Annotated in this window: 16 protein-coding genes; 6 read left to right on the forward strand and 10 right to left on the reverse strand. The window is 53.0% G+C overall.

The window, feature by feature from the left end; all coding sequences use genetic code 11:
* Nucleotides 1–388: 388 nt before the first annotated feature.
* Together AC2IAX_RS04975 and AC2IAX_RS04980 are read left to right on the forward strand one after the other, a co-directional pair.
* Nucleotides 389–1,408 (forward strand): histone deacetylase, encoded by a 1,020-nt coding sequence (locus AC2IAX_RS04975; RefSeq protein ID WP_494389597.1) that lies wholly within the window; start codon nt 389–391, stop codon nt 1,406–1,408.
* Between the two features lie 135 nt (nt 1,409–1,543).
* The gene (locus AC2IAX_RS04980; RefSeq protein WP_494389598.1) at nt 1,544–1,864 is read left to right on the forward strand and encodes a cupin domain-containing protein; all 321 of its coding nucleotides are present in this window, start codon (nt 1,544–1,546) and stop codon (nt 1,862–1,864) included.
* An 81-nt stretch (nt 1,865–1,945) separates the two neighbouring features.
* Here the strand turns inward: AC2IAX_RS04980 and AC2IAX_RS04985 are convergent, their stop codons facing one another.
* Entirely contained in the window at nt 1,946–4,276 is a 2,331-nt protein-coding gene (locus AC2IAX_RS04985) for a diguanylate cyclase (RefSeq protein ID WP_494389599.1), read from the reverse strand.
* 719 nt (nt 4,277–4,995) lie between these two features.
* Here AC2IAX_RS04985 and AC2IAX_RS04990 point away from each other — a divergent pair.
* Nucleotides 4,996–6,384, forward strand: a complete 1,389-nt coding sequence (locus AC2IAX_RS04990) for a tetratricopeptide repeat protein (RefSeq protein WP_494389600.1) — start codon at nt 4,996–4,998, stop codon at nt 6,382–6,384.
* A 288-nt stretch (nt 6,385–6,672) separates the two neighbouring features.
* On the opposite strand, the gene gmk is transcribed toward AC2IAX_RS04990, so the two are convergent.
* From gmk to AC2IAX_RS05015, 5 genes are all read right to left on the reverse strand, one after another.
* Entirely contained in the window at nt 6,673–7,254 is a 582-nt protein-coding gene (gmk, locus tag AC2IAX_RS04995) for a guanylate kinase (protein ID WP_494389601.1), read from the reverse strand.
* Nucleotides 7,255–7,635: 381 nt separating this feature from the next.
* A complete protein-coding gene (locus tag AC2IAX_RS05000; RefSeq protein ID WP_494389602.1) occupies nt 7,636–8,028 on the reverse strand; it encodes a plastocyanin/azurin family copper-binding protein in 393 nt (130 codons plus the stop codon).
* Between the two features lie 147 nt (nt 8,029–8,175).
* Nucleotides 8,176–9,321 (reverse strand): quinone-dependent dihydroorotate dehydrogenase, encoded by a 1,146-nt coding sequence (locus AC2IAX_RS05005; protein WP_494389603.1) that lies wholly within the window; start codon nt 9,319–9,321, stop codon nt 8,176–8,178.
* Nucleotides 9,322–9,600: 279 nt separating this feature from the next.
* Entirely contained in the window at nt 9,601–9,951 is a 351-nt protein-coding gene (locus AC2IAX_RS05010) for a thioredoxin family protein (protein WP_494389604.1), read from the reverse strand.
* 143 nt (nt 9,952–10,094) lie between these two features.
* Nucleotides 10,095–10,838 (reverse strand): NnrU family protein, encoded by a 744-nt coding sequence (locus AC2IAX_RS05015; protein WP_494389605.1) that lies wholly within the window; start codon nt 10,836–10,838, stop codon nt 10,095–10,097.
* A 747-nt stretch (nt 10,839–11,585) separates the two neighbouring features.
* On the opposite strand from AC2IAX_RS05015, the gene AC2IAX_RS05020 reads away from it, so the two are divergent.
* Together AC2IAX_RS05020 and AC2IAX_RS05025 are read left to right on the forward strand one after the other, a co-directional pair.
* Complete coding sequence (locus AC2IAX_RS05020; RefSeq protein WP_494389606.1) at nt 11,586–12,575, forward strand: LysR family transcriptional regulator; 990 nt, start codon at nt 11,586–11,588, stop codon at nt 12,573–12,575.
* A gap of 443 nt (nt 12,576–13,018) precedes the next feature.
* Complete coding sequence (locus AC2IAX_RS05025) at nt 13,019–14,506, forward strand: protein kinase domain-containing protein (protein ID WP_494389607.1); 1,488 nt, start codon at nt 13,019–13,021, stop codon at nt 14,504–14,506.
* A 410-nt stretch (nt 14,507–14,916) separates the two neighbouring features.
* Here AC2IAX_RS05025 and AC2IAX_RS05030 read toward each other — a convergent pair whose 3' ends face one another.
* Entirely contained in the window at nt 14,917–15,855 is a 939-nt protein-coding gene (locus AC2IAX_RS05030) for an NAD-dependent epimerase/dehydratase family protein (protein WP_494389608.1), read from the reverse strand.
* Between the two features lie 185 nt (nt 15,856–16,040).
* Between AC2IAX_RS05030 and AC2IAX_RS05035 the strand changes: the two genes are divergently transcribed.
* Complete coding sequence (locus AC2IAX_RS05035; protein ID WP_494389609.1) at nt 16,041–18,050, forward strand: peptidoglycan D,D-transpeptidase FtsI family protein; 2,010 nt, start codon at nt 16,041–16,043, stop codon at nt 18,048–18,050.
* A 49-nt stretch (nt 18,051–18,099) separates the two neighbouring features.
* On the opposite strand, the gene AC2IAX_RS05040 is transcribed toward AC2IAX_RS05035, so the two are convergent.
* The 3 genes from AC2IAX_RS05040 to AC2IAX_RS05050 all read right to left on the reverse strand — a co-directional run bounded on the left by AC2IAX_RS05040 (nt 18,100) and on the right by AC2IAX_RS05050 (nt 22,611).
* The gene (locus tag AC2IAX_RS05040) at nt 18,100–20,490 is read right to left on the reverse strand and encodes a fused MFS/spermidine synthase (protein ID WP_494389610.1); all 2,391 of its coding nucleotides are present in this window, start codon (nt 20,488–20,490) and stop codon (nt 18,100–18,102) included.
* Between the two features lie 425 nt (nt 20,491–20,915).
* Nucleotides 20,916–22,106 carry a TRC40/GET3/ArsA family transport-energizing ATPase gene (locus AC2IAX_RS05045; RefSeq protein ID WP_099532551.1) on the reverse strand — a complete coding sequence of 397 codons (1,191 nt, stop codon included), beginning with the start codon at nt 22,104–22,106 and terminating at the stop codon, nt 20,916–20,918.
* A 106-nt stretch (nt 22,107–22,212) separates the two neighbouring features.
* Nucleotides 22,213–22,611 (reverse strand): C6orf136 family protein, encoded by a 399-nt coding sequence (locus tag AC2IAX_RS05050; RefSeq protein ID WP_494389611.1) that lies wholly within the window; start codon nt 22,609–22,611, stop codon nt 22,213–22,215.
* Between the last annotated feature and the right edge of the window lie 294 nt (nt 22,612–22,905).

Raw genomic sequence — 22,905 nt, forward strand, 5'->3', positions numbered from 1 at the left:
GATTGATGGTCTTGGGCACGAAAATCATTGGCTCATCCCAGACTCGCCGTAGTTATTTTTAACATAACCATCGAGCAATGACTGCGTTTAATCCCTAGAAGCCCGTAATATTTGCCCAAAGCTCAAGGCAAGTAGGCTACCATCTCTATAGTCTGCTGTTAAATCACAAGGGTAATCAGGTTAGACCAAGTGATCTACCAGGATCATGATTTAGCTTTTTTGATTTAGTAGAAGTCAATCAATATTTAATGTTGACTCTGTTTAATATTGACTCTTCAAATTTTAGACTAATTTTATTTTTTAATCTTAATTTCAAATTCAAAATTTATTCAGGTTATTTTATTGGCTTACATCATTCGTTAACCACGTTCATCAATCATAAACAAAGATGAGCTTCGCAACCTATCTTCATCTTCAATCGTTCAACCTGTCCAAGCCACTCGAAGATATTACATTCGGCAGATATTCATTACCTTATTATCGGCAAGTTTGCCAAGCCCTTGCTCAAAGCTGTTCACAATATCAGTCCTTGCCCCTTAGGAAAGCTCAGTTAACAGACTATGCCAGTGTTCATAGTCAGTCCTATCTGAAAAAGCTAATTCTGAAAGCGCTCGATCGCCCATTGGATCAGACCAGTCTTTCGTTACCAGCCATTGGTTCTGACTGTCAAGGACTTGAGTATGCAATTCCAGGCTATCTATATGGCTTGGGCGGTATGTTAGAGGCCATTGATCGGATGAAACAGGGCATTCTCCAGCGAGCTTATTGCTTTAGTATGGTTGGTCACCATGCCCATCGTGAATGGGGTCATGGATATTGTTTACTTAATCCTTTAGCGGCAGCAGTACGCTATGCCCAACTGAATGGTTTTGCCAAAGTCGTTGTCATTGACTGGGACATTCATCATGGTGATGGCACTCAAGAAATTTTCAGCCATGACTCATCTGTTTATTGTATTAGTATTCATAGTACTGTAGATATTTACATGGCCAAGGCTTCTGGCCTTCAGTGGGGAACTACGGAACAAGCCGATCGCGTGGGTCATTGCAATATTCCAGTTATTCCTAAGAATTTTCCACGCGCTGCTCTTGCAGAAGATGGCTTGGGTGGTGAATTTTATGAAGGACAGAGCAGCATTGAAGTATTCCGGGACAAGTTCAATCATTTACCTTGGAAACCCGATTTAATCGCTATCTTCTCGGGATATGACGCACATCGAAAGGATTGCGGAGAAGATACAACCGATTGGACGAATGAAGACTTTGTGCAACTAACGAAGATCACCTTAAAAGCTGCGCATCGTTTTCATTGTCCAGTGCTGTCTTGTCATGGTGGAGGATATCGATTGCCGATCGCAGTATCGGCCGCCAGTGACCATCTGAAAACCCTAGCTGAGTTTTTAATGTAGCCGCGATTCATCAATTCTCATAAATTTAGAGATTCATTTCAGATTTTTAGAGATTCATTTCAGATTTCAGATCGAGTTCTTGAACTGAACGAAATTTCTCAATTCTGAACATTGAAAAATATAGCAGATCTCAAAATGACCTCCTTTACCAATAACCTCTTCCAAAATCTCCCGATCGAGCTGCCCGAGGAAATCTTTGAAACGATTTTGCAAACGCCCGAGATCAAAATTGAGCGAATTTTATCGAAAGGACATCGATCGGATCCCGACTTTTGGTATGACCAAGCGCAATCCGAGTGGGTTTTGGTGCTGCAAGGTCATGCCCATTTGGAACTACCGGAGGGCGTAGTTGAGCTAAAGCCTGGTGACTATTTCAATATTCCCGCTCACCAGAAGCACCGGGTTGCTTGGACTGACCCGGATGTGGAAACTATTTGGCTGGCAATTTTCTATTAAACTTTTTGGTCTGATGAGAGGGGGTGAATTGTGTTTTTTGAGGCTTGATTAGCCCTGCAATATTGCTTTCAAAAACGACTTTTAACTTTGGGCAACCACCACTCGATCGCGCCCGGCCCATTTCGCTTGATAAAGAGCAGCATCGGCCGCTTGCAACAGGGTGGCTACGGTAACCGCATGTTGCGGAAAACTGGCCACTCCAAAGGAGGCCGTGATTGCGCCCAGGGTTTGCCCTCCGTGACGCAAGGACAAATACTTCAGCTCTTGGCACATCACCTCCGCCCGTTGCACCGTTTCTTCGAGGGTGGCTCCGGGCAAGATCAGCGTCATTTCTTCGCCACCATAGCGACAGGCAATATCGGAGCCTCGGATGCGACTTTGCAGAAATTGCGCCACTTCCTGCAACACCAGGTCCCCGGCATCGTGGCCAAAGGTATCGTTGAATTGCTTGAAATGGTCAATGTCCAAAATGATCGCCCCGATCGGGGAGCGATCGCGCCGGGCCCGACAAACCGCTTGCTCCAGGGCTTCCTCCAAATAGCGTCGGTTATAGAGGCCGGTGAGCGGGTCGCGGATGCTTTGTTGTTGCAGGGTTTCCCGCAATCGCAGGTTGGAAATGGCCAAGGCCACCTGCTCCGCCACGGTGCGGGCGAGCTGTTGCTTGGGGGCTGAGAGGGAATCGTGCTGCGGGGTGCAAAGATACAGCAGTCCCAGGGTTTCGCTTTGGGCCATCATCGGCAAACACAGGGATTCCGCTTGGGGGCCCAGGGGGTGGGCATGGCGACAGAGCAACCCCGTGTGTTTGTGTTCGGCCCAATGGATGCGGCCACGACGCAGGGCCCAGCAATCATCGGGATAGAACAGGGTTTCCCCGATCGGGTCAGGGCCCCAGGTGGCCACCGCCTCCAGGGCCACGCGGGTCGATTCCAGGGTAAACAGGGCCCCGGAACAGCCGGGAAACAGCGCTTGCACCAAGTCGGCCACGGCCGTGTAGGCTTCCTCCACGGTCACGCAAACCTGAAGGAAATCAATCATTTCACTCAGCAGTGCCATTTCGCGGTTGCGAAACTTCAGTTCTTCAATGCGGCGCTCTAGCTGTTGATTGGTTTCCTGAAGCACCTGTTCGGCCTGCTTGGTTTGGGTCACATCCCGAAAAGTCAGGGTCAGACCATCGCCTAATTTCACCGCCGTGAGTTGCAACCAAGCATCGCGGCCATCCGATTGGGTGACTCGGAGCGATCGACTGAAGGCCTGGCCCGTTTCCACCACCCGCACATAGGCTTCAAAGAGGCCGTCTTGGCGCACAAGGGGTACTTGATCAAGCAGTTGTCGGTTCAGCAGTTGATTGCGCGATCGCCCCAGCACCATTTCTGCGGAGGAGTTCACCGCCGTCCACAAAAAATCCACAATTTGCCCGGCTCCGTTGCGGATCGTGCGTAGGGCAGCAATCCCATCGATCGAGCTGTCGAGAATATCCGCCAGTTCCTGTTGGGTACGGGCCAACTCGCTAATGTCCGTCAGAACGCCCCAAAGGACATCATCTCCATTGACCGCGCTGTGGCGCACCGCCCGTACCAGGCCATGAACAATATTTTGGTTGCGGTGCTCAAACCGCTGAATCAGTTGAATGCAGTTGGCCTGGTTCACCTGCACCGCCTGCCGCAAATTGCTCAGGGTCGATCGGTCTTCCTCGATCAACCGCTGTTCCCAAGTGGCCCACTCATCGGCCAACTCCGAGGGGCCATAGCCCAACAGGGCCTTCCACCGAGGCGACAACACCAGGCGATCGGTCGTTAGGTTCCATTCCCAAACCCCATCGTTCACCACTTGGGCAACCCCATCGCCCACTTGTCCCAGGAAATGGGTCAAACCAGCGGACCAGTAGCCATGCACCGGCTGCGAACAAATTAGCGGGGAATAGTCTGATTCTGGGGCTGATTCTGACGACTGACCAGCCAGGCCGCCCCGTTCCACCACCGCTTCCAACAAGGCAGTGCGGGAAATGACCCCCGCAAAAACTCCCTGCTCCTCTAGCAACACTAACCAGGAGCATTTTTGAGCCTGAAACGTGTCCCAAGCGGTTTGCAAATTGGTCTGAGCGGGCAAGGTCACGGGCGGTCTAGCCAGGCTCATGAGGGCAGAGGTGGCCAATTCCCGCTGGGTCGCCACGGCCCAGGCCAGCTCGCTCACCGTCAGCACCCCGATCGGCTTCTCGCCCTGGGCCGTCGGCAACACCAGCACAATCAATTGTGATTCAGCAATCTGCGATGGGTGAATTCCCTGAAGATGCTGCACCATGTCTGCGATAGTTTTGTCCGCTGAAATCACCAGCGCTTGCGTTGCCGCCAGGTAGCCAGCTTCGCCCAGGGACAGGGAACGGACAGCGGGAATAATTTGGTGAGAATCAAGCACAGGATAGGAAAAAGCAAACGCCTGAATCAGTGAAATCGTTTGAATCGTTTTCGGCAGCCGTGATGCAGTGTTTGGGCCGATGGGGCTGGCTGGTCATGAGCAACGTCCCCAGCGATCGCTAAGGAGTAGGCGGGCAGCTTGGGGCTAGTTGATCATGACTAATATCCAAATCTAATATCCAAATTAATATCCAAAATCAGTACTTAAACAGTGCTAGGGCTGTTTATCGCCGCACAGAGCCGCGCGATCACCTGATCCTAACCCATTCATCCCAAGACCCTGATGGGTTGCCTGATGCATTTCCCGATGTACTAGATCTCCAGATCTCCGACTAGAGGCACGAACTGAGGTGCTCGTTATTGAATCCCCATTGAATCGCCGAATTGAATCGCCGACTGGATTACCGGATGGACTGCTGGATCAACTGTCGGATGAATCGAGCGGTAGACAGCTTGCAGCAACCACCAAGCCGAGTGGCCAGGCGCAGCGCGGCAGAATTAACCAGCAATCCACAGCTCCGCATTCATTATGAGTGAGTTGGCCCGGTCTTCATCAAGGGCTGTCGATGATTAGCCCTATTGATGAGGAATTAGGGGCGGAAATTCGAGGAAGTTTGCTTCAAAATCCGTATGGATTGATACAAATCACCGCAAGCTCTCTACCAATTGCTAGGATTGCCCTAATGATGGCGGTCGGTATGTGATCAGCGAGGCGGCGTGATGACTGATAATGCGGCCTTTTGGGAGGGCATCGAGCAGGCAAAGCAAGGCGACCAAGCAGCGGCGATCGCTTGCTTTGACCAAGCTATTGCGGCGGATCCCCATTGGGCTGAAGCCTATTACCGGCGGGGTTTGGCCTATTTTGATATGGGCCGGTTGCAACAGGCCGCCTTTGACTATTCACGGGCGATCGAACTGGCCAACGATTATCAACCGGCTCTCTATGGCCGAGCCTTGGTTCGTGTGGTTTTGGATCACTTTGATGGGGCGTTGGATGATTTAGCCAGCCTGCTTCAGCTCAATCCTCAAAATCCAGCGGCCCACCAACTGAAGGCAACGGCCCTGCGCAAACGAGGAGATCTGGCCGCCGCGATCGTTAGCCTACGCAAGGCAACGGAGCTTTATCTCGATCGCCGCGATCCCGTGGGGGCCCGGCAATGTTTGGATTTACTGAAACAGCTACAACCCAACGCCAGTCCGCCCGTGCTGACGGAACCGTTGCCACCATTTAATGCACCGCCCACGTTGGCCAGTTTGCAGGCCACCACCACGGGCACGTCCAGTATGGGCACGTCCAATACAGGTACACCCAATGCGGGCGCACCCGTGGGCGCAATGATGCGCCCAGAAGCCTTTTATGCCCAGGCTTTGAACCGGGCGGAGTCGGGAGATGTGCAGGGGGCGATCGCGGAGTTAGATTGGGCCCTGAAGTTGGATCCACAGGATCCAAAGGCGCTGGCTTGTCGGGCAGCGGTGCGCATTAAGCAAGGCAACTGGCAAGGGGCGATCGCGGATTGCAACCGGGCGATTCAAGGGGGTGGGGCTGATGCCACGCTCTACCGTTACCGAGCCAGGGCCAGGCTGGAAATGGGCGATCGGGCGGGGGCGTTAGCAGATTTAGACCAAGCTTTAGCCCAAGATGACCAAAATTCGCTGCTGTGGATGGCTCGGGGCGATGCCCAACAGGCACTGGGAAATTACAGCGCGGCGATCGGGGACTATGACCGAGCGTTGGAGTTGGGGGGCGATCGACCCGCCATTTTGCTGTTGCGGGCCCAAGCGGCCGTTCGCCAAGAAAACCTGAAACAGGCGATCGAGGACTACCAAACCGCCGCCAGCTTGTTTTGCGATCGCAACGACTGGGAACGCTATCGCACCACCTTGGAACAGCTCAAGATGTTGCAACAGCCGGTGAACTTGTCTCCGGGGTTGCCCCAAAAAGCCCAAAATCCCCTTTGGCAGCGGCTGTTGGGGCGGGTTGGCGGCCAGGAAGCGATCGCACAAACCCTGCTCGATCGGGCCCGCGAACATTATCCCAACATGGATGAGGATTGGTATTTGGAGAAGGTGCTCTATGACCTGGAACGGGATGACCTCCCGGAAGATTAGGGCCCGTCGTCAAATCGCCTGAAACCCTGATGACCTCGTTCTTCAAACCAATCAGTCGTAGGGGCGGGGTTTCCCCACCCAGTTCCCGTGATCCTTGGGTGTTCCCAGGGGTGGCCAGGGTTGTGGCGATCGCCCGGGTTAGGGTTGGGAGACCCAACCCCTACGGAGATGGAAATGACGACAGGCCCGAAGCCCCTTGCTACGACGATTGGGGCAATGAAAACAGGCCCCAAAGACCCATGATTTCGGTTCGCGAAAAGTCTGGGAACTGGCTTTGGCCGGGTTTAATCAGCTTTCGTCAGCCGCAGGGGTTGCGATCGGGGAGAACATAATCGCTTCCAGTTGAATCAGCGCCTTGTCTAGGTCGTCGTTCACCACCTGCTGATCAAATTCATCGGCGGCGGCCACCTCTTCGCGGGCCCGGGCCAAACGCCGCTCGATCGCCGCTTCAGCATCTTGGCCACGCGATCGCAACCGTCGTTCCAACTCATCCAGCGACGGCGGCAACACAAACACCCGCAACGCCTCGGGAAACGTGGTCTTGACCTGGCGTGCTCCCTCTAACTCAATTTCCAACAACACCTGCTCGCCCCGATCCAGACGCTCCACGATCGGTTGGCGCGGGGTTCCATAGCAGTTCCCAGCAAACTCGGCCCACTCCAGCAGGTCACCGGCTTCGGCCATGGCCATGAACCGATCGCGCGACACAAAAAAATAATCCTGCCCGTCCACTTCGCCATCACGGGGCGATCGAGTGGTGGCAGAAACGGATAAATACAAATCGGGATGGCGTTCGCGTAACAGCTTCACCAATGTGCCCTTGCCCACGCCGCTGGGGCCTGTTAATACCGTTAGCGTTCCGTTCGCCATTTGATTTGCGCGCCGATCTTCAAATGCATTAATACTGGTCTCAAGCAAGGAAAAACAATGCTGATTTAAAGCTGACCTAAAGCCGACTGAAGCCAACTGAAGCTGATCTAAAAAACCGAAACCTCGTGAATTAAAAACCTATCAATCAAGAACTTGTCAACCGAAAGCCTATCAAGTGATGGAGCCAGGTCGCTCCTAGTCCATCAGCCTAGATCCCAATCATCCTGTCAGTTTTAGCGATTTTGAGCGTGGTATTAGCCCTTGAGGAGCTATGCCAGTGATCGCGTTTTCCACGATCGCTCGATCGCAATTTTTTGGTCTACCCGGCTTGCCACAACCTGTAGTCAGCCAATGTAGTCAGCCTAATAAATTAGCCGGTGGTTACTGAACCACAATCTTGCCAGCCATGCCAGCGCCCCGGTGAGGTGCGCAGTAGTAGTTGTAGGTGCCAGCAGGCAGGTCGCTCGGCAGGGTGAAGCCAGCTTCGCCTTTGCCCAGCAGTTGGCCCAGTTTCTTCACTTCAGCCGCGTCAAACTTCGAGGCATCTTCCAACACCACGTTGTGGGGCAAACCAGCGGGGTTCGACCAGACGATCGTGTCGCCAGCCTTGGCGGTCACGGTTTCGGGGGAGAACTTCAACAGGTTGGTCATTTCCACGCTGCGGGTTTCGGCCAGGGCGCTGGGGGCCACGGCGAACAACACACCGGCAAACAGAACGACGGCAGCCACCAGCAGGCTAGCGCGACGGGCGATCGATTTCATCCAAGCTTTCATTGGTCAAAAACTCATGAAAGGGGTTTTACAGGTTGAATTCTATCGCTCTCCCGTAGCAACGGTGATGGTTTTGACCAATTTCCTTTGCCCGATTCGATCTGACTAAATTGATTGAATCGATCGATTCGATCAAATCGATCGAGCCGATCAATCCAAGGAGCCATGGTGACAGCCGATCGCCTGGGTAATGGATGACCAGCCACGCTCCGCCAGCTTGGCCGCCAAGCCCTCAGCAATGCGGCGGGGCAATCCTGGCCCCTCGTAGACAAAGCCGGTGTAGACCTGCACGAGGCTGGCCCCGGCGGCAATTTTGTCCCAGGCATCCTCGGCGCTGAAAATTCCCCCCACGCCAATGATGGGCAGTTGGCCGGCGGTTTGACGATAGATATGGTGAATGACTTCCGTGGCTCGATCGCGCAGGGGTTGGCCACTAATGCCCCCGGCTTCGGCGGTGACCGGGTTGCCCGTCTGCTTCAGGGTTTTGGTTTGGAGTTGGTCGCGGCGGATGGTGGTGTTGGTGGCAATCACCCCCGCTAGGCCAAAGCGCTGGGCCAGGCCAACTACGTCATCGATCGCGCTCCATTCCAAATCCGGCGCAATTTTCACCAACAGGGGCTTCTGGCCTTGGTTGTTTTGCTGAAGGCTGTCCAAAATTTCCCCAAGTCGATCGGCATCCTGGAGCGATCGCAGGCCGGGTGTGTTGGGCGAAGACACATTCACCACAAAATAATCGCCCCAGTTCTTCAGTAGCCGGAAGCTGCCCAAATAGTCGGCGGCGGCCCCTTCCAATTCGGTGATTTTGGACTTACCCAGGTTGACCCCGATCGGGATGTTGGGATTTTCCCAGGGGGAAGGACGAAGGGCGGCCAGCCGTTCAGCCAGCGCCGCAGCCCCTTGGTTATTGAATCCCATCCGGTTCAGGACGGCGCGATCGGGCAGCAGGCGAAATAGCCGAGGTTGCGGGTTGCCCGGCTGGGAATGGAGCGTCACCGTGCCCAACTCCGCAAAACCAAACCCCAATTGCTCCCAAGCCCCGGCGGCTACCCCATCTTTGTCAAAGCCAGCCGCCAGACCCACGGGGTTCTCGAACTTCAAGCCCCAGAGGGTTTGACTCAGTTCCGGTGTTTGGGCAGTGAACCAATGGCGCAGGTTGGCCAGCATCGATCGCCCCGTGGCCGATCGCCGCAACTGAGCCAACCCCTGCAACAACTCCATGGCCTGGTCGTGGGCCCGTTCGGGGCTAGGAGCCAAGGGCGAAAATACCAACGGACGAAGGACGCGATACCAATCCATAAAATGGCAGTAAGAGACTGATGCGGGATTGAGTTCGCCAACAGCAAAGCAGACCCACCCCGATCGCGCAAGTCGCCAATCAAGTCGGCCAGGGCACAATCGGCGATTTTAGAGGATGTCTGAAAAGTGTCTTTTGGCACGGGCAATGCACCAATAGTCGTGGGGGCAAGGGGCTTAAGCCCCTTGTCTCCGTCGATCGATGAGGCGTGCAGAGTATCGATTTTGGCTTTTCAGACATCCTCTTAGGGGGCTTTGAACCGACGGCGGCTTGGAAACTGCTCAGGACGTAAGCGATCGAGACAATTCCACTTGATTCACAGCACGGTTTAGGTGGCGCAAAAACTCTTCTTTGCCTTCAAAGCGATCGAGCCGAAAAATTGGTTTTCCATCCTGAAATAAAATCACCGTCGGCAGGGTGGTGAGGCGATAGGAATTGGCTAATCTCAGATTGCTGTCTGCATTGACATTAACCAACTTGACCGACTCACCCCAGTCCGATCGCAGCTTATTCAGGAGGGGATCAATCAAACGACACAATCCACACCAAGGGGCCCAAAAGTTCACCAACACCAAACCGGGCGTTTGTAGCACTTCCCGATCGAAGCTGGAGTCATCCATGGTATCTAGCATTATGAACCGGCAAAGAAATATTAAAAAACGCTGGACGAGAAATAAACGAAAATAATCAAAAATCGCCGGGAATTTGGCACATTTCAGGAAGGCTAATCACGCAAACCAATCTAGAAATGTCTTCTGTCCCCGGCGATCGATACCTACCAGTTTACGCTAGCCGTTAGCCGAATGAGCGTCGGATGGGCCCACCAAAATCCCAACACAAAGGCCGTGACCCCCACATAGGCCGGGCGCAAAAATTCCGCAAGCTGAAGGGTTTGGCGGCCGTCAAAAACTGCCCGAAAAGGAATGATTGATGTGCGTTCCTTGACTTTTAAGAATGCATCGCCATATCGGCCATATAAGCGCCGATCCCCGTGCCAAATTGCAAACAGGTGATGGGCAATCAAACCGGCACAGGTCACCATCATGAAACTGGTTCCCAACCAAAGGGCATGGCCCACACACCAAATAATTTGCCCGATCGCCTGGGGATGGCGAGTGATCCGAATAATGCCCGTTTCGTACAGGTGAACCTGAGGCTTGGCCACAGCGGCCACTTCCAACAGGTTAAAGGTGGCCGGATAAAGGAACAAAAACGAAATGGCCGACAAGATCCAAACCACCGGCTGCACCCAGGTTTCCCCTTGCAGTTGCCAAAGTTGGATCCCATCGTAGCGATGGTTGAAAAAGTAGGTAATCAACAATCCCGCAGCCGGCAAACTGACCAAGGCAAACAAAACCCGGTAAGCCCGCGCACCAATTAGGGCTTCGCCTTTGATCCGCAGGGCTGCCAGGCCGCTGTGCAAAACCGCAAACCCCACCAACAGACCCAGCATGATCCAATGGCTGGCGGGAAACCAGGCGGGAGTGAGCCAAGGGGCCAAACCCAGAAGGGAACTCATTGCCCCGATCGAGCCGATAGATCCAAGGGAGAAAATGGAAATCATGGTGCAATCAATCACGCAATCGGCGGTAAGGGCAGAGGGAGGATCGTTAATCCAAACGGGCAAAACTAGAAACGACCGAAGATGGCCAGAGGCGGCCAGGAATCGCTGGAAATCGCCAAAAATAGCCGAAGACAACCGAAAATAGCCGGAGACGACAGTAACCAGCTTCAGCACTCCAGGATAGGAATTTACCGGTTTTTGGTCGGTGCGCCGTAGGGATTGATTCTGTGTCTATCAGGGAACCGAAATTTTCTCATAAATGTTTTTAATCAAATGGTGGGGGTCTGCTTCAGAATAATGAAGAACGGGCGATCGTGCGGCTAGGTCGAGATGAGATCCTAGGTTGATGATCATTTGTCACCGTTCGATCGCCTTCGGTTCACCGCTGACGGTTCAATCGCCCAGTGACCTCCCAATTCACGCCCCCTTTCTCTGGGATGGTGGGTTGGTGAATTTGGGTCGGTGAACTTGGGCCGGCCCTGATGGTTGTCGTTGGGGGCCTCTCCCAGTGCTACCTTGCGCCAAAAGGCTGTTTCGCCCTGTGTTGTTGCGCCTCGTGTTGTTGCGCCTCGTGTTATTTCGCCCTGTGCTGTTTCGCCCGACCGCGCCACGACATCTTGGAGCAACGGCTTTCTTTGCCAACTCCCGATCGATGTCCATCCCATTCCACTCGATGGCTTTCTCCAGGCTGTAGTACTGTCTATGTCCGATTTGCCATTCACGCTTGACCAACTCCGCATCCTCAAGGCGATCGCCGCCGAGGGTAGCTTTAAGCGGGCCGCCGACAGCCTCTATGTTTCGCAACCTGCGGTGAGCTTGCAGGTACAAAACCTAGAGCGCCAATTGGATGTGCCCCTGTTCGATCGCGGTGGTCGCCGGGCCCAACTAACCGAAGCAGGCCACATGCTGCTGAGTTACGGCGAAAAGATTCTGACCCTTTGCCAGGAAACCTGCCGGGCGATCAAAGATTTGCAAAACCTCCAAGGTGGAACCCTGATTGTGGGGGCCAGCCAAACCACCGGGACTTATCTGCTGCCTCGGATGATTGGCATGTTCCACGACAAATATCCCGAGGTGGGGGTGCAGTTGCATGTGCATTCCACCCGCCGCACCTCCTGGAGCGTGTCGAATGGCCAAATCGACCTGGCCATCATTGGCGGCGAAGTGCCAGCCGAGCTGCAAGAGTCTTTGGAAGTGTTGGCCTATGCTCGCGATGAGTTGGCGCTGATTTTGCCGCCTCAACATCCCTTAGCCCAAATCGACCTGATCGATCGGGAACATCTCTATGGGTTGTCTTTCATTGCGCTTGATTCCCAATCCACCATCCGCAAAGTGATTGATACGGTTTTGAGTCAGTCGGGAATTGACACCCGCCGCCTCAAGGTGGATATGGAATTGAACTCGATCGAAGCCATTAAAAACGCAGTTCAAGCAGGTCTCGGCGCGGCCTTTGTCTCCGTAGCGGCGATCGAAAAAGAACTGCAATTAGGCCACCTCCACCGCAGCCAAATTGAAAACTTTCGGGTTGAGCGAATCCTGAAGGTGATCACCAACCCCAATCGCTATCGCTCTAAGGCCGCAGAGGCTTTTACTCGCGACATTTTGCCCCATTTTGCCTCGGCTGATTTATATCCACCGCCCCCGAGCGCTCCTAGCTCTCCGGAACCGGAAATGCTGATTAGTTTGGATTAAGCAATCTGGCATTAATCCTTCTCAAACTAATTAATCTTGGATTAAGCAATCTTGGGTTAATTAATCTTGGATTAAGCAATTTGGCATTGATTCATCTCAAACTAATCAATCTTGGATTAACCGATTTTTAGAAAACAAGTGATCAAAAAACAATAGGCAACCCAATCGGAAACCAATTTCAAAATTTTGATCAGAGGATGTTTGAAAAGTATCTTTTGGCATGGGCCAAGCACTAATGGTCTTGGGGGCAAGGGGCTTAAGCCTCTTGTCTACGTTGATCGCTAGGGCGTAGAGAGTAGCAATTTTGGCTTTTCAAACAACCTCTCAGAAACCGGTTGATCAGAAAGTTGATCAGAAATCTAAACCATCGACCTTCTGGGGAATAATTGCCAGCCGTCGCGGGCCCTGGCTTAGACTGGAGGCAGCGACCGAAGGCAATCCCCATGGAGGTTTACTGCACAAGGCCGGGGTGCGATCGCCCCCGGAACGAGTTTCCTGATTTGGATCACCCCCAGACCTTGGTGTCTGTGGGGCAAAAGTTTTGTTCGCGCTGCGGGATGCCGCAAATTTTGGGGGGTCGCTATTTACCAATTCGCCTGTTGGGGCAGGGTGGCTTCGGAGCGGCTTATTTGGCTATCGATCGCTATACCCCCGCAGCCCGTAAATGTGTGGTGAAGCAGTTTTTGCCACCGGCCGATCTTCAGGGCGATCGCCTGGCCCTGGCCCAATCTTTGTTTGTTAAGGAAGCGGCGGTGCTGGAATCCTTGGGCCATGAACATCCCCAAATTCCGGATCTGTTTGCTTTTTTTCCGCTCACGGTTCCCACTCCGACGGGCGATCGCACGCAGGATTATTTCTACATTGTTCAGGAATTCATTGACGGGCAAAATCTAGAAGAAGAGCTAGCGGATCGGGGCCCTTTCTCAGAAGCGGAAACGCGAATCGTGTTGCGAGAAGTGCTGAAGGTGCTGCATTTCATTCACGATCGGGGAGCCATTCACCGAGACATCAAACCCTCAAATCTGATGCGGCGGCGGGATGGGCGGCTGTTTTTGTTAGATTTTGGTTCCGTGCGGTTGGCGGCCCAAGCATCCAGCAACCAATCCACCAGCATCTATTCCACGGGGTTTGCGCCGCCAGAACAGGTGACTGGCGGGATGGTGTTTCCATCCACGGATCTTTATAGCCTGGGGGTTACTTGCCTGGTGTTGTTAACGGGGCAAGCCCCTGAAACCCTTTATGACTCGTTTCAGGGCCAGTGGCGCTGGCGATCGGGGGTGACGGTGAGCGATGAGTTGGCCGTGGTGCTCGATCGGCTGGTGCAGCTCACGCCCAATCAACGGTTCAGCTCGGCCCAAGAGGTGCTGGCGCGGCTTGATCAGGTGACCATTTTGCCGTTGGTGAATCCCGGCGCGGGCCAGCCCAGTTTGCAAATTTTGAGCGCACCCCCCAAACTCAGCACCTCTCAGCCCGTGGCCGCCGGCCCCGCCCCCCTTGCGCCCCATCCGCCAGCTTCAGCCCAACCGCAACCCGCCACCTCCCCAAAACCCAGCAAGGGCAAGGCCCGATCGGGCACACCCTTCAGCACACGCGAGTGGATCAGCCACAGCCTGTTTACCGGTGTTCAGGGCACGTTAATTTGGAACTTTGGGCAAAGTTTGGGGCAATTGTTCGGCATTGAGGCGGCCGTGCCGGGCCTGTGGTTGCTGATTATTTTGGTGGCGCTGCAACAGTCGCGGACGATCGAGCGGTGGGATTTGTTGCTGTTGCCGGTGATTACGATCGGGGTGGTCAGCCTGATTCCTCTGTTGCGCAACGGGTTAGCCCTGTTGGAATTGATCATGTTGGCCGGGGCGATCGGGCTGGTTTGTGTCATCGTCACCTGCATCATTCGCCTCGGATTTCTGCTCACAGGTCGCTCTCGACCCTAATCAAAATCCATGGACATTCTCAACACAACCAGACAAGGGGCTTAAGCCCCTTGCCCCTCACGATTTCGCAAGAGTTTTCGACAGATTTAAGCCAAGGCTTTCAGGATTTCTTCATTAGTGGACATTCTCAACACAACCAGACAAGGGGCTTAAGCCCCTTGCCCCTCACGATTTCGCGAGAGTTTTCGACAGATTTAAGCCAAGGCTGTCAGGATTTCTTCATTAGTGGACATCCTCAACACAACCAGACAAGGGGATTAAGCCCCTTGCCCCTCAGGATTTCGCAAGAGTTTTCGACAGATTTAAGCCAAGGCTGTCAGGATTTCTTCATTAGTGGACATTCTCAACACAGCCAGACAAGGGGCTTAAGCCCCTTGCCCCTCACGATTTCGCAAGAGTTTTCGACAGATTTAAGCCAAGGCTGTCAGGATTTCTTCATCCGTTGAAAAGTCCACTTCCGCGCGATCGGCTCCCGACGGTAAGTAATCATTTTCAAACGAATCTCGCAACCCAGAAACCAAATCGTAGGCAGGTTGCCAACCCAAATCCTGTTTTGCTTGTTGATTGCTGGCAAAGAAATGCTGCACGCGCATCGGGAAAGCTTTTCGCTTACCGAAATCAAATTGCTTGGGATCGTAATGAATCAGTTGCAATTGCTCCGGATCTTTACCGGCCGCCAACGCACAGGCTCGCGCCAAACCATCGAAGGTGACGTAGCGATCGCCCGAAATATTGTAGATTTTGCCGATGGTTTTGGAGTTACCCGCCGCCGCCACCATGGCGCTGGCCAAATCAGCCACATGGCCCAGTTGGGTGATGTGTAATCCGTTGCCGGGAATGGGAATGGGGCGATCGCGCACAATCCGATCAAAAAACCAAGATTCCAACGGATTGTAATTCAGGGGCCCGTAGATATAGGTTGGTCGAAACGATGTGAAGGGTTCGTCGTGGTGGGCTAAATAACTTTCCGTTTCATGTTTGCCCTTGTGGCGACTTTTGGGATCAACGGGGTCTGCTTCGCAGTGGGGCAATTGGTCAGTTTTCAGGTAAACACCAGCCGAACTCATGTAGAGAAAATGCTCGGTTTTGCCGCGCAACACTTCCACCAGCGGTTGTGTGTCGCTGAGTTCGCGACCGTTATTATCAAACACCCATTCAAAGTGCCGATGGGCTAGTTTTGATTTCAATTCATCGCCTTGGGTGCGATCGCACTGAATGACTTCCAGGCCTTCCACGGGTGAGGGCTTACGACCACGATTCAATAGGGTGACTTCATGACCTTTTTCCACCAGTAATCGGGTCAAATAAACGCCAATAAACCGCGTTCCACCCATCACTAAAACACGCATAAACACCTTGCACCTTTCAAAAAATGAAGTATTGATCGCTTGGGGAACGAAATTGGGGAAAGAAACAGCCCAGAAGCTTTGAGACCACAGGGACGAGGCTATTTTATCGATTTATTCCCCACACAAACGCTCCACCGCCCCTTAAGATTTGATCTGTTACCGCTTGCGATTGATTGTGCCTGCCCATGAGTCGGTTTGACCCCGCTGAAGATGCTGCCTCGGGCGATCGGGATGCGCGATCTCGCCACAGCTTTGGATCGGCGGCCGATTGGCAAGGGGCAGAAGACGATTGGCCCTTGGAAGCGTTCAACGTCAAAGCATTTCGGCAACGGGGCGATCGCTCCGGTGAACCGGGCCCCAGCACCCGATCGCGCCCTCGATCGCGCCCTCGATCTTGGTTAGGGCCAACGCCCGATCGGGATGACTCACTGACCCAAAAATGGGAGCAAACCTGGCGACAAATTCGCGCCCGGTTACCCGACCCACGCCAGGTGAACCCGTCCCGCCAACGGGTGACGGTTGTGGGCGGCGTTTTGCTGGCGGCCGTGGCGGGGTTGCTGTTGCGGTTGGTGTGGTTGCAGGGCGTTCAGGGCGAAACCCTCACCAGCCGGGCCCGCGCCCAACAACGGGTAACGGTCAAACCCTTTGCGCCTCGCCGCTCCATTGTCGATCGGCGCGGGGTGGCGCTGGCGCTCGATCGGGTCACCTACACCCTTTACGCCCACCCCAAGCTATTCAACAAGCCCAAATCCGTGGTGGCGGCCCTGGTGGCTTCGATTTTGCAGGAACCGGTGACGGAGGTGGCCCAAAAATTGGAGCGGGGCCGCAGCGGCATTCGGCTCCATGAGTCCCTGACGGAAGACCAGGCCCAACGGATTCGGCGCACGGCCTTGGATGGGTTGGAGTTGCATGAGCGGCCCGGCCGAGTCTATCCCCAAAACGAGATGGCGGCGGAGATTGTGGGTTATGTGAACCTGTTCGACGGCCAAGGTAAGACCGGTTTGGAATATTCCATGGGGCGACTGTTGGCGCGATCGGTCAGTCCCGTGACCCTGGAGCGGGCCCCCGGTGGCTATGCCCTGCCGCGCTTGGGCAGCCTGGAAAACGATCGGCTGAACCAGTTGACCTATTTAGACGATTTACAGCTCAAATTAACCCTTGACTTGCGATTGCAACGGGCCGCCCGGGCCGCCGTGCAGGCTCAAATGACCGCTAGCCGCGCCAAGAAGGGAGCTGCGATCGTCCTGGATGTCCAAACGGGAGCCATTCGGGCCCTGGTTTGTGAACCCAACTACAATCCCAATCGCTACTCAGAGGCAGATGTTGCCCGGTTCCGAAATTGGGTGGTTTCGGATTTATACGAACCGGGGTCAACCTTCAAGCCGCTGGTGATGGCCATGGGGCTGGATTCGGGGGTGTTGAGTCTGGATGACACCTTTGATGACAATGGTTCGGTGCAAGTGGGCGATCGAATCATTCGCAATTTCAACTTTGCCAGGTTAGGGAAGTTAAATCTGAGCAAAGTGATTCAAACTTCGAGCAATGTTGCCACTGTGCGGATTGGTTTGCGCTTGGATCCAGGCGTGTTTTATCAATACTTACAGCGCCTGGGTTTTAATCAAACCAGCGGGGTTGATTTGCCCTTTGAAACTTCTGGACAAATTAAAGATCGTCAAACTTTTTTAGCCTCCAAAATTGACCGCGCCACCACCTCATTTGGCCAAGGGGTTGCCATCACACCGCTACAACTGGTGCGGGCGATCGCGGCCCTGGCCAATGGGGGAAAGCTCGTCACGCCCCACATTGTGGACAGCCTCAGCACCGTTGAGGGGCAACCCTATTGGGAACCGGCCCACCCGGAACCGATTCCCGTTTTTTCTGCTGCCACCACCCGCGAGGTGCTGAAAATGATGGAAACCGTGGTGTCTCAGGGCACGGGCAAACGGGCCCAAATTCCGGGTTATCGGATTGCGGGCAAAACCGGCACTTCCCAAAAACAAGACGAACGGGGCGGCTATCGGCGCGGGGCTGTGATTGCTAGTTTTGTCAGCATTTTTCCCGTTGAAAATCCTCGATATGTGGTGATGACGATTTTTGATGAACCTCCGGGTGGTTCCGGTGGGGTGGTGGCGGCTCCGGCGGCTAAGCCGATTTTGGAATCGATTATTACGCTCGATGGATTACCGCCCCAATAGGTTTTCAGGGATCAAGTTCGCTCAAGTTGCCCACCAATAGGGAACGGATTTAGCGCGATCGAATCACCGATAGCAAACTGGAGCGATCGTCTGTCCAAAGTTGGCTGGGTGGTTGGGGCGGAACCGGTTGCCATTGGGTTTGGGGCCGATCGATTAACCAATTCAAATCCTGAGGAGCGCGGGCGATCGCCACCCAATGGGAAGGGGTTTTACCGATTGCTTTTTCTGATTCCAAAATTCGCAAATCCCAGCGATGAATCGCCGTTAAACGCAAATCTTGGCTAATGGCTCCCAAGACAGGCAACAGGTCAAGATAGCGATTGGTGATATTGACTAAGATCAAGCCCCGATCAGCTAGTTTATTCAGGTAGCTGGCAATGGCTTCACGGGTAATTAAATGCACAGGAATGGAGTCGGAGCTAAAGGCATCCATAATCACCAAATCTAGGGAGCGATCGCCCACCGTTTGCATTTTTAAACGGCCATCCCCAATTTCCACCGCCACCTTGCCCTTGGACAACTCCAAAAAACTGAAATAGGCGGGATTTTGGGCAATGAATTTCACCGTAGGATCAATTTCATAAAATGTCCATTGCTGATTGGGTTGGGCATAGCTGGCCAACGTACCAATGCCCAAGCCCAAAACCGCAACCCGATCGCGCCGAAATTGATTAAACCCCGCAAAAAATTCCCCGATCGGGCCCGTTTCTGTGAAGTAGGTGAGCGGTCGATCGCGCCGTTGGGGCAGCAAGCTTTGTTGGCCGTGGAGTGTGGAGCCGTGAAGCAAGGACATGACCTGTCGTGAGCGATCGCGCACCACCCGATTCACCCCAAAAAAGCTGCGATCGATTAGCAGCACCTCGCCCCGTAAGCCCACGGAAAATTGCATCATTAAAATAATTGCAAGACCGGCAGAAATGAGCTTTGTTTTCCGCAATTGTAGCGCCCAGCCAATCGCTGTCAGCAAACCAAAGGCAACGCAGTAAGCGGCCCAATAATCAGCTAAATGATTGAAATTAATGCCTGCTAGCAACGCCCCAAATCCCAGCCCGATCGCGATCCAACTCCACTTGGGCAAGCGGTGGGAGTTAATCACCGACAGCAGCGTCAAAATTAACACCAAGGGATATTCTTGGGTTGTGGGAAACAGGTAGGGCGCAGCGATCGCGTTAAACGATCCGCCCAAGGCTCCCCCCAAAGCAATCCAGAAATAAAACTGCGTCAGGTAGGTTACGGATGGCTTAATGAGCGCCAGGGTTTGATGGCAAACAAAGGCCGCGATCGCAAACCCCAGCCAGTGAAATGGCAACATGACCCACAGATTTTGGGCCCCATCCAACCGCGACCAAAACACCAATGGAGTCACCAATAATGGCAAACTAGCGATCGCCAATGGGTAAGCGATCGCGCTCCATCGCCAATTGGAAAAAGCGACAATATAGGTTAGTAGATAGAGGCTGAGGGGAATTGCCCAAAAGAGAGGAACCGCCGCCAAATCTGTGGTGACATAGGTGGTTACGCCCAGGGATAGACTGGCGGGCAAAAAGGCAAATAGGGCCCATTGGAGGCGATCGCGCCAAGTGGGTTGCAAGGGTTTGTTTGGCGAGCTGTCAGGCTCGGAAGCAAACGCCAAGCGGTTGACCACTGCGCCATTTTTTGAACTGGCTGGTGCATTACCGAGGGTGGTTAATTGTTCTTGTAATATTGTCAATTCTTCTAAATTTTCGAGTTTTTCGAGTTTTTTAAAGTCTCCTAAGCTTTCAAAGTTTTCTGATCCTGGTGGTTGTTTCGATCGCGAAAATTGTTCTAAATTATTTGCATCGCCCAAAGAATTCCAATTGCGATCGCGCCAGGTGATCAGCACACAGGCCCCAATTAGGAGCAGCTCAACCCCATAGCCCAGTTGCCAAAATTGTCGCTGCTCCATCAGAGAAAATAGCGGCTCAATGGCCCCTGGATATCCCAAAACCCCTAACAAGCTGCCCGCATTACTCGCGGCATAAAGCACATAGGGATCTTTGCCCAAATCTAAGCGAGTTTGCGATACCCACCGTTGCAACAAGGGAGCCGTTGCTGAGAGGGCAAAAAATGGCAAAGCCACCCCTAAAAACAAAATTTGGAGCAGCGCCATTAAGGGGCGATCGACAGTCATGGTTGATTGACTAAAGACTTGGTTGAACTGACCCCAAAGCGCCAAACCGCCCCCGATCGCCACAACTCCATGGATCCAAAACTGAGAGCGCAACGACGGGCGATCGCTCAACCAAGCCGCATAGCCATAGCCGGCCAACAGCATAATTTGAAAGAAAGCCTGGCAAACATTCCAAACGGCCGGGGTTCCTCCCAACAGAGGTAGCAAGCTTTTGGCAACAATAAATTGCACCCAAAATAGTAAAAAAGCGCTACCAAAGAGCGCCACCGAAAATATTGTTTTTTTCATGATTCTTGTGAACCAAGGAAGTTTTATAAAACCAAATCATTACCTACCCAATTCTGGCCAGCTCTGATCCTGCTGTCACTCATGCTGAATACGCCGGTTTGATCTGAATTCAGCACCCACTTAGCCCAAATTATCCTAACCCAGTTCCCCAGAAGACAAGGGGCTTAAGCCCCTTGCCCCAACGCTTCCGCACAATCACGATCTTTCAAGATCACAATCTTCTAGGAGAATTATTTTCCAGGTTCGTGACTGTTAAGCCTTCAGACTTAGCCGAAATTATCCTAACCCAGCTCCCCAGAAGACAAGGGGCTTAAGCCCCTTGCCTGCACCTTCGTAAAATCACGATCTTCCAGGGGAATTACTTTCTAGGTTCGTGACCTTTTAAGCTTTCAGGATTTGAGGTGACAGAAACCAGACAGTGAACGCTAGACCTTGGCGGGTTCGGAAAAGCGAATTTTCAGGTAATCTTCTTCCATTTTAGCGCCCGTGGGTTGCAAGGCTGCCAAGGCTTGGGGCAACACCAAATTACGGCGATGGTTACCGATCCGAACATTCAGTTCATCACCGGTTTTGCTCAGTTCAATCTGGCTCTTGGGAATGCCCGGCAAGTACATTTCCAAACTGTAGGTGTTGTCCACCTGCACCACACGCAAGGTTGTTTCTTTGTAATAGACCTGGGCAGGATCTTCGTTATTGGGATAAAGGGTTTCCTTCAGGCGATCGAGCGCTGCCAATCCGCACAGTTCTTCAGAGAAAAGCGGCACTTCTTTCACCGGCAAGGGGCGGAAATTTTCATGAATTTCATCCTTATATTTCTGTTGATCGGCTTTCCAGCGATCGAAGAAGGGATCGCTCACCTCCGCCGGAATCACCCGATTGGCCACCACCATATCGGTCGCCACGTTATACAAACTCAGGTAGGCATGGGCCCGCAGCGATTCTTTAATCACCATTTTTTCTGGATTGGTCACCAGCCGCACCGAGGTTTGGGAGCTATCAGTTAAGACTTTTTCCAAGGCCTCAATTTGTTCATAGAACTCATAGGGCGCATCCATCACTTCCTTATCCGGCAGTGAAAAACCGGCGATCGGGCGAAAAATCGGCTCCACCAACGGGCGCAGGGCAACAGACATGCTTTGCAGCGGCTTATAGAAGCGGCGCATGTACCAACCGCCCACCTCCGGCAGGCTCAAGAGCCGTAAAGCCGTGCCCGTAGGGGCTGAGTCAATGATCAAGACCTCATATTCCCCCTCGTCGTAGTGCCGCTTCATGCGCACCAGGGCGAAAATTTCGTCCATTCCCGGCAAAATTGCCAACTCTTCCGCTTGCACACCTTCTAAGCCACGCGCTTGCAGGACTTGCGTAATGTAGCGCTTCACTGCGCCCCAATTTCCTTCTAATTCTGCCAGGGCATCCAACTCCGCCGCCCACAGGTTCGGCCGCACCGCGATCGGGTCATGACCCAACTCTAAGTCCAGGCTATCGGCTAAGGAATGGGCCGGATCGGTACTGAGGACGAGGGTTTTGTAGCCCAGCTCGGCACAGCGCAGGCCGGTAGCTGCGGCGACGGAGGTTTTACCGACTCCGCCTTTGCCGGTCATCAAAATTACGCGCATGATGGAATTGCCTTTGTTTCGGAGGAGACGATCGCCCAGTGCGCCTCCATTATGGCGTTTTTTGTAAAGCTTTTTGAAGCCTGTCTCAGGTAGGTTGCGTGATCTGTTAATCGTTTGCGCGAGCAAAATGCTGTTTCAGCACATCCCAGATCGAACATTGCCAATAGTCAATGTGGGAGTTGATTAAGCCTTGGGAATTCAACCCCAGCTCACTCCAACCCGTGATCGAAATTCGCGGTTTCCAGGGGAGTGGTGTTGTCCAGGTCAGAGTCCAGTCTGTGCGGATCGTGCGATCGGTCGTCACGGCAATTTCATGCAGCGTGAGGCGAGGCTCCTGAAACCATTGGTCAATAAAGGCGATCGTTTTTCGGTAGCGATCGACCCCTCGAAATTCACTCGTTGGATCTTTGAAATAAACCTCCCGATCGTAAATCTCAAATGTTTGATCTTTAGGAAATTTCTGATAGTCTGCCTTCAAAATTTCGACAACTGATTCTATGTTCATCTGTCTATTCATTTGATTTTCAAGACTGATGTAGGGAATATTTGCAGCATCAAAGCCAATACCTAATTTATTTCATCAGTCAACGCACCAAATGGGCCTAAATTTTTAGTTTACGCGACTGATGAATTTTTGTGATCACTGAAAACACTCCTGATCATCCTCTTAAAACAAAAATTTTTGAAAATGCTATTCTTATTATAGATTTTCAGTATAATTTCTGCCTAGATCTTTTGAAATCAATTTCTCAATAAACTTTTAATCGCGTTTTTAAGTCAATTTCAGGGCAAATCGTTC

It is taken from the genome of Limnothrix sp. HT2024 (assembly GCF_059138625.1).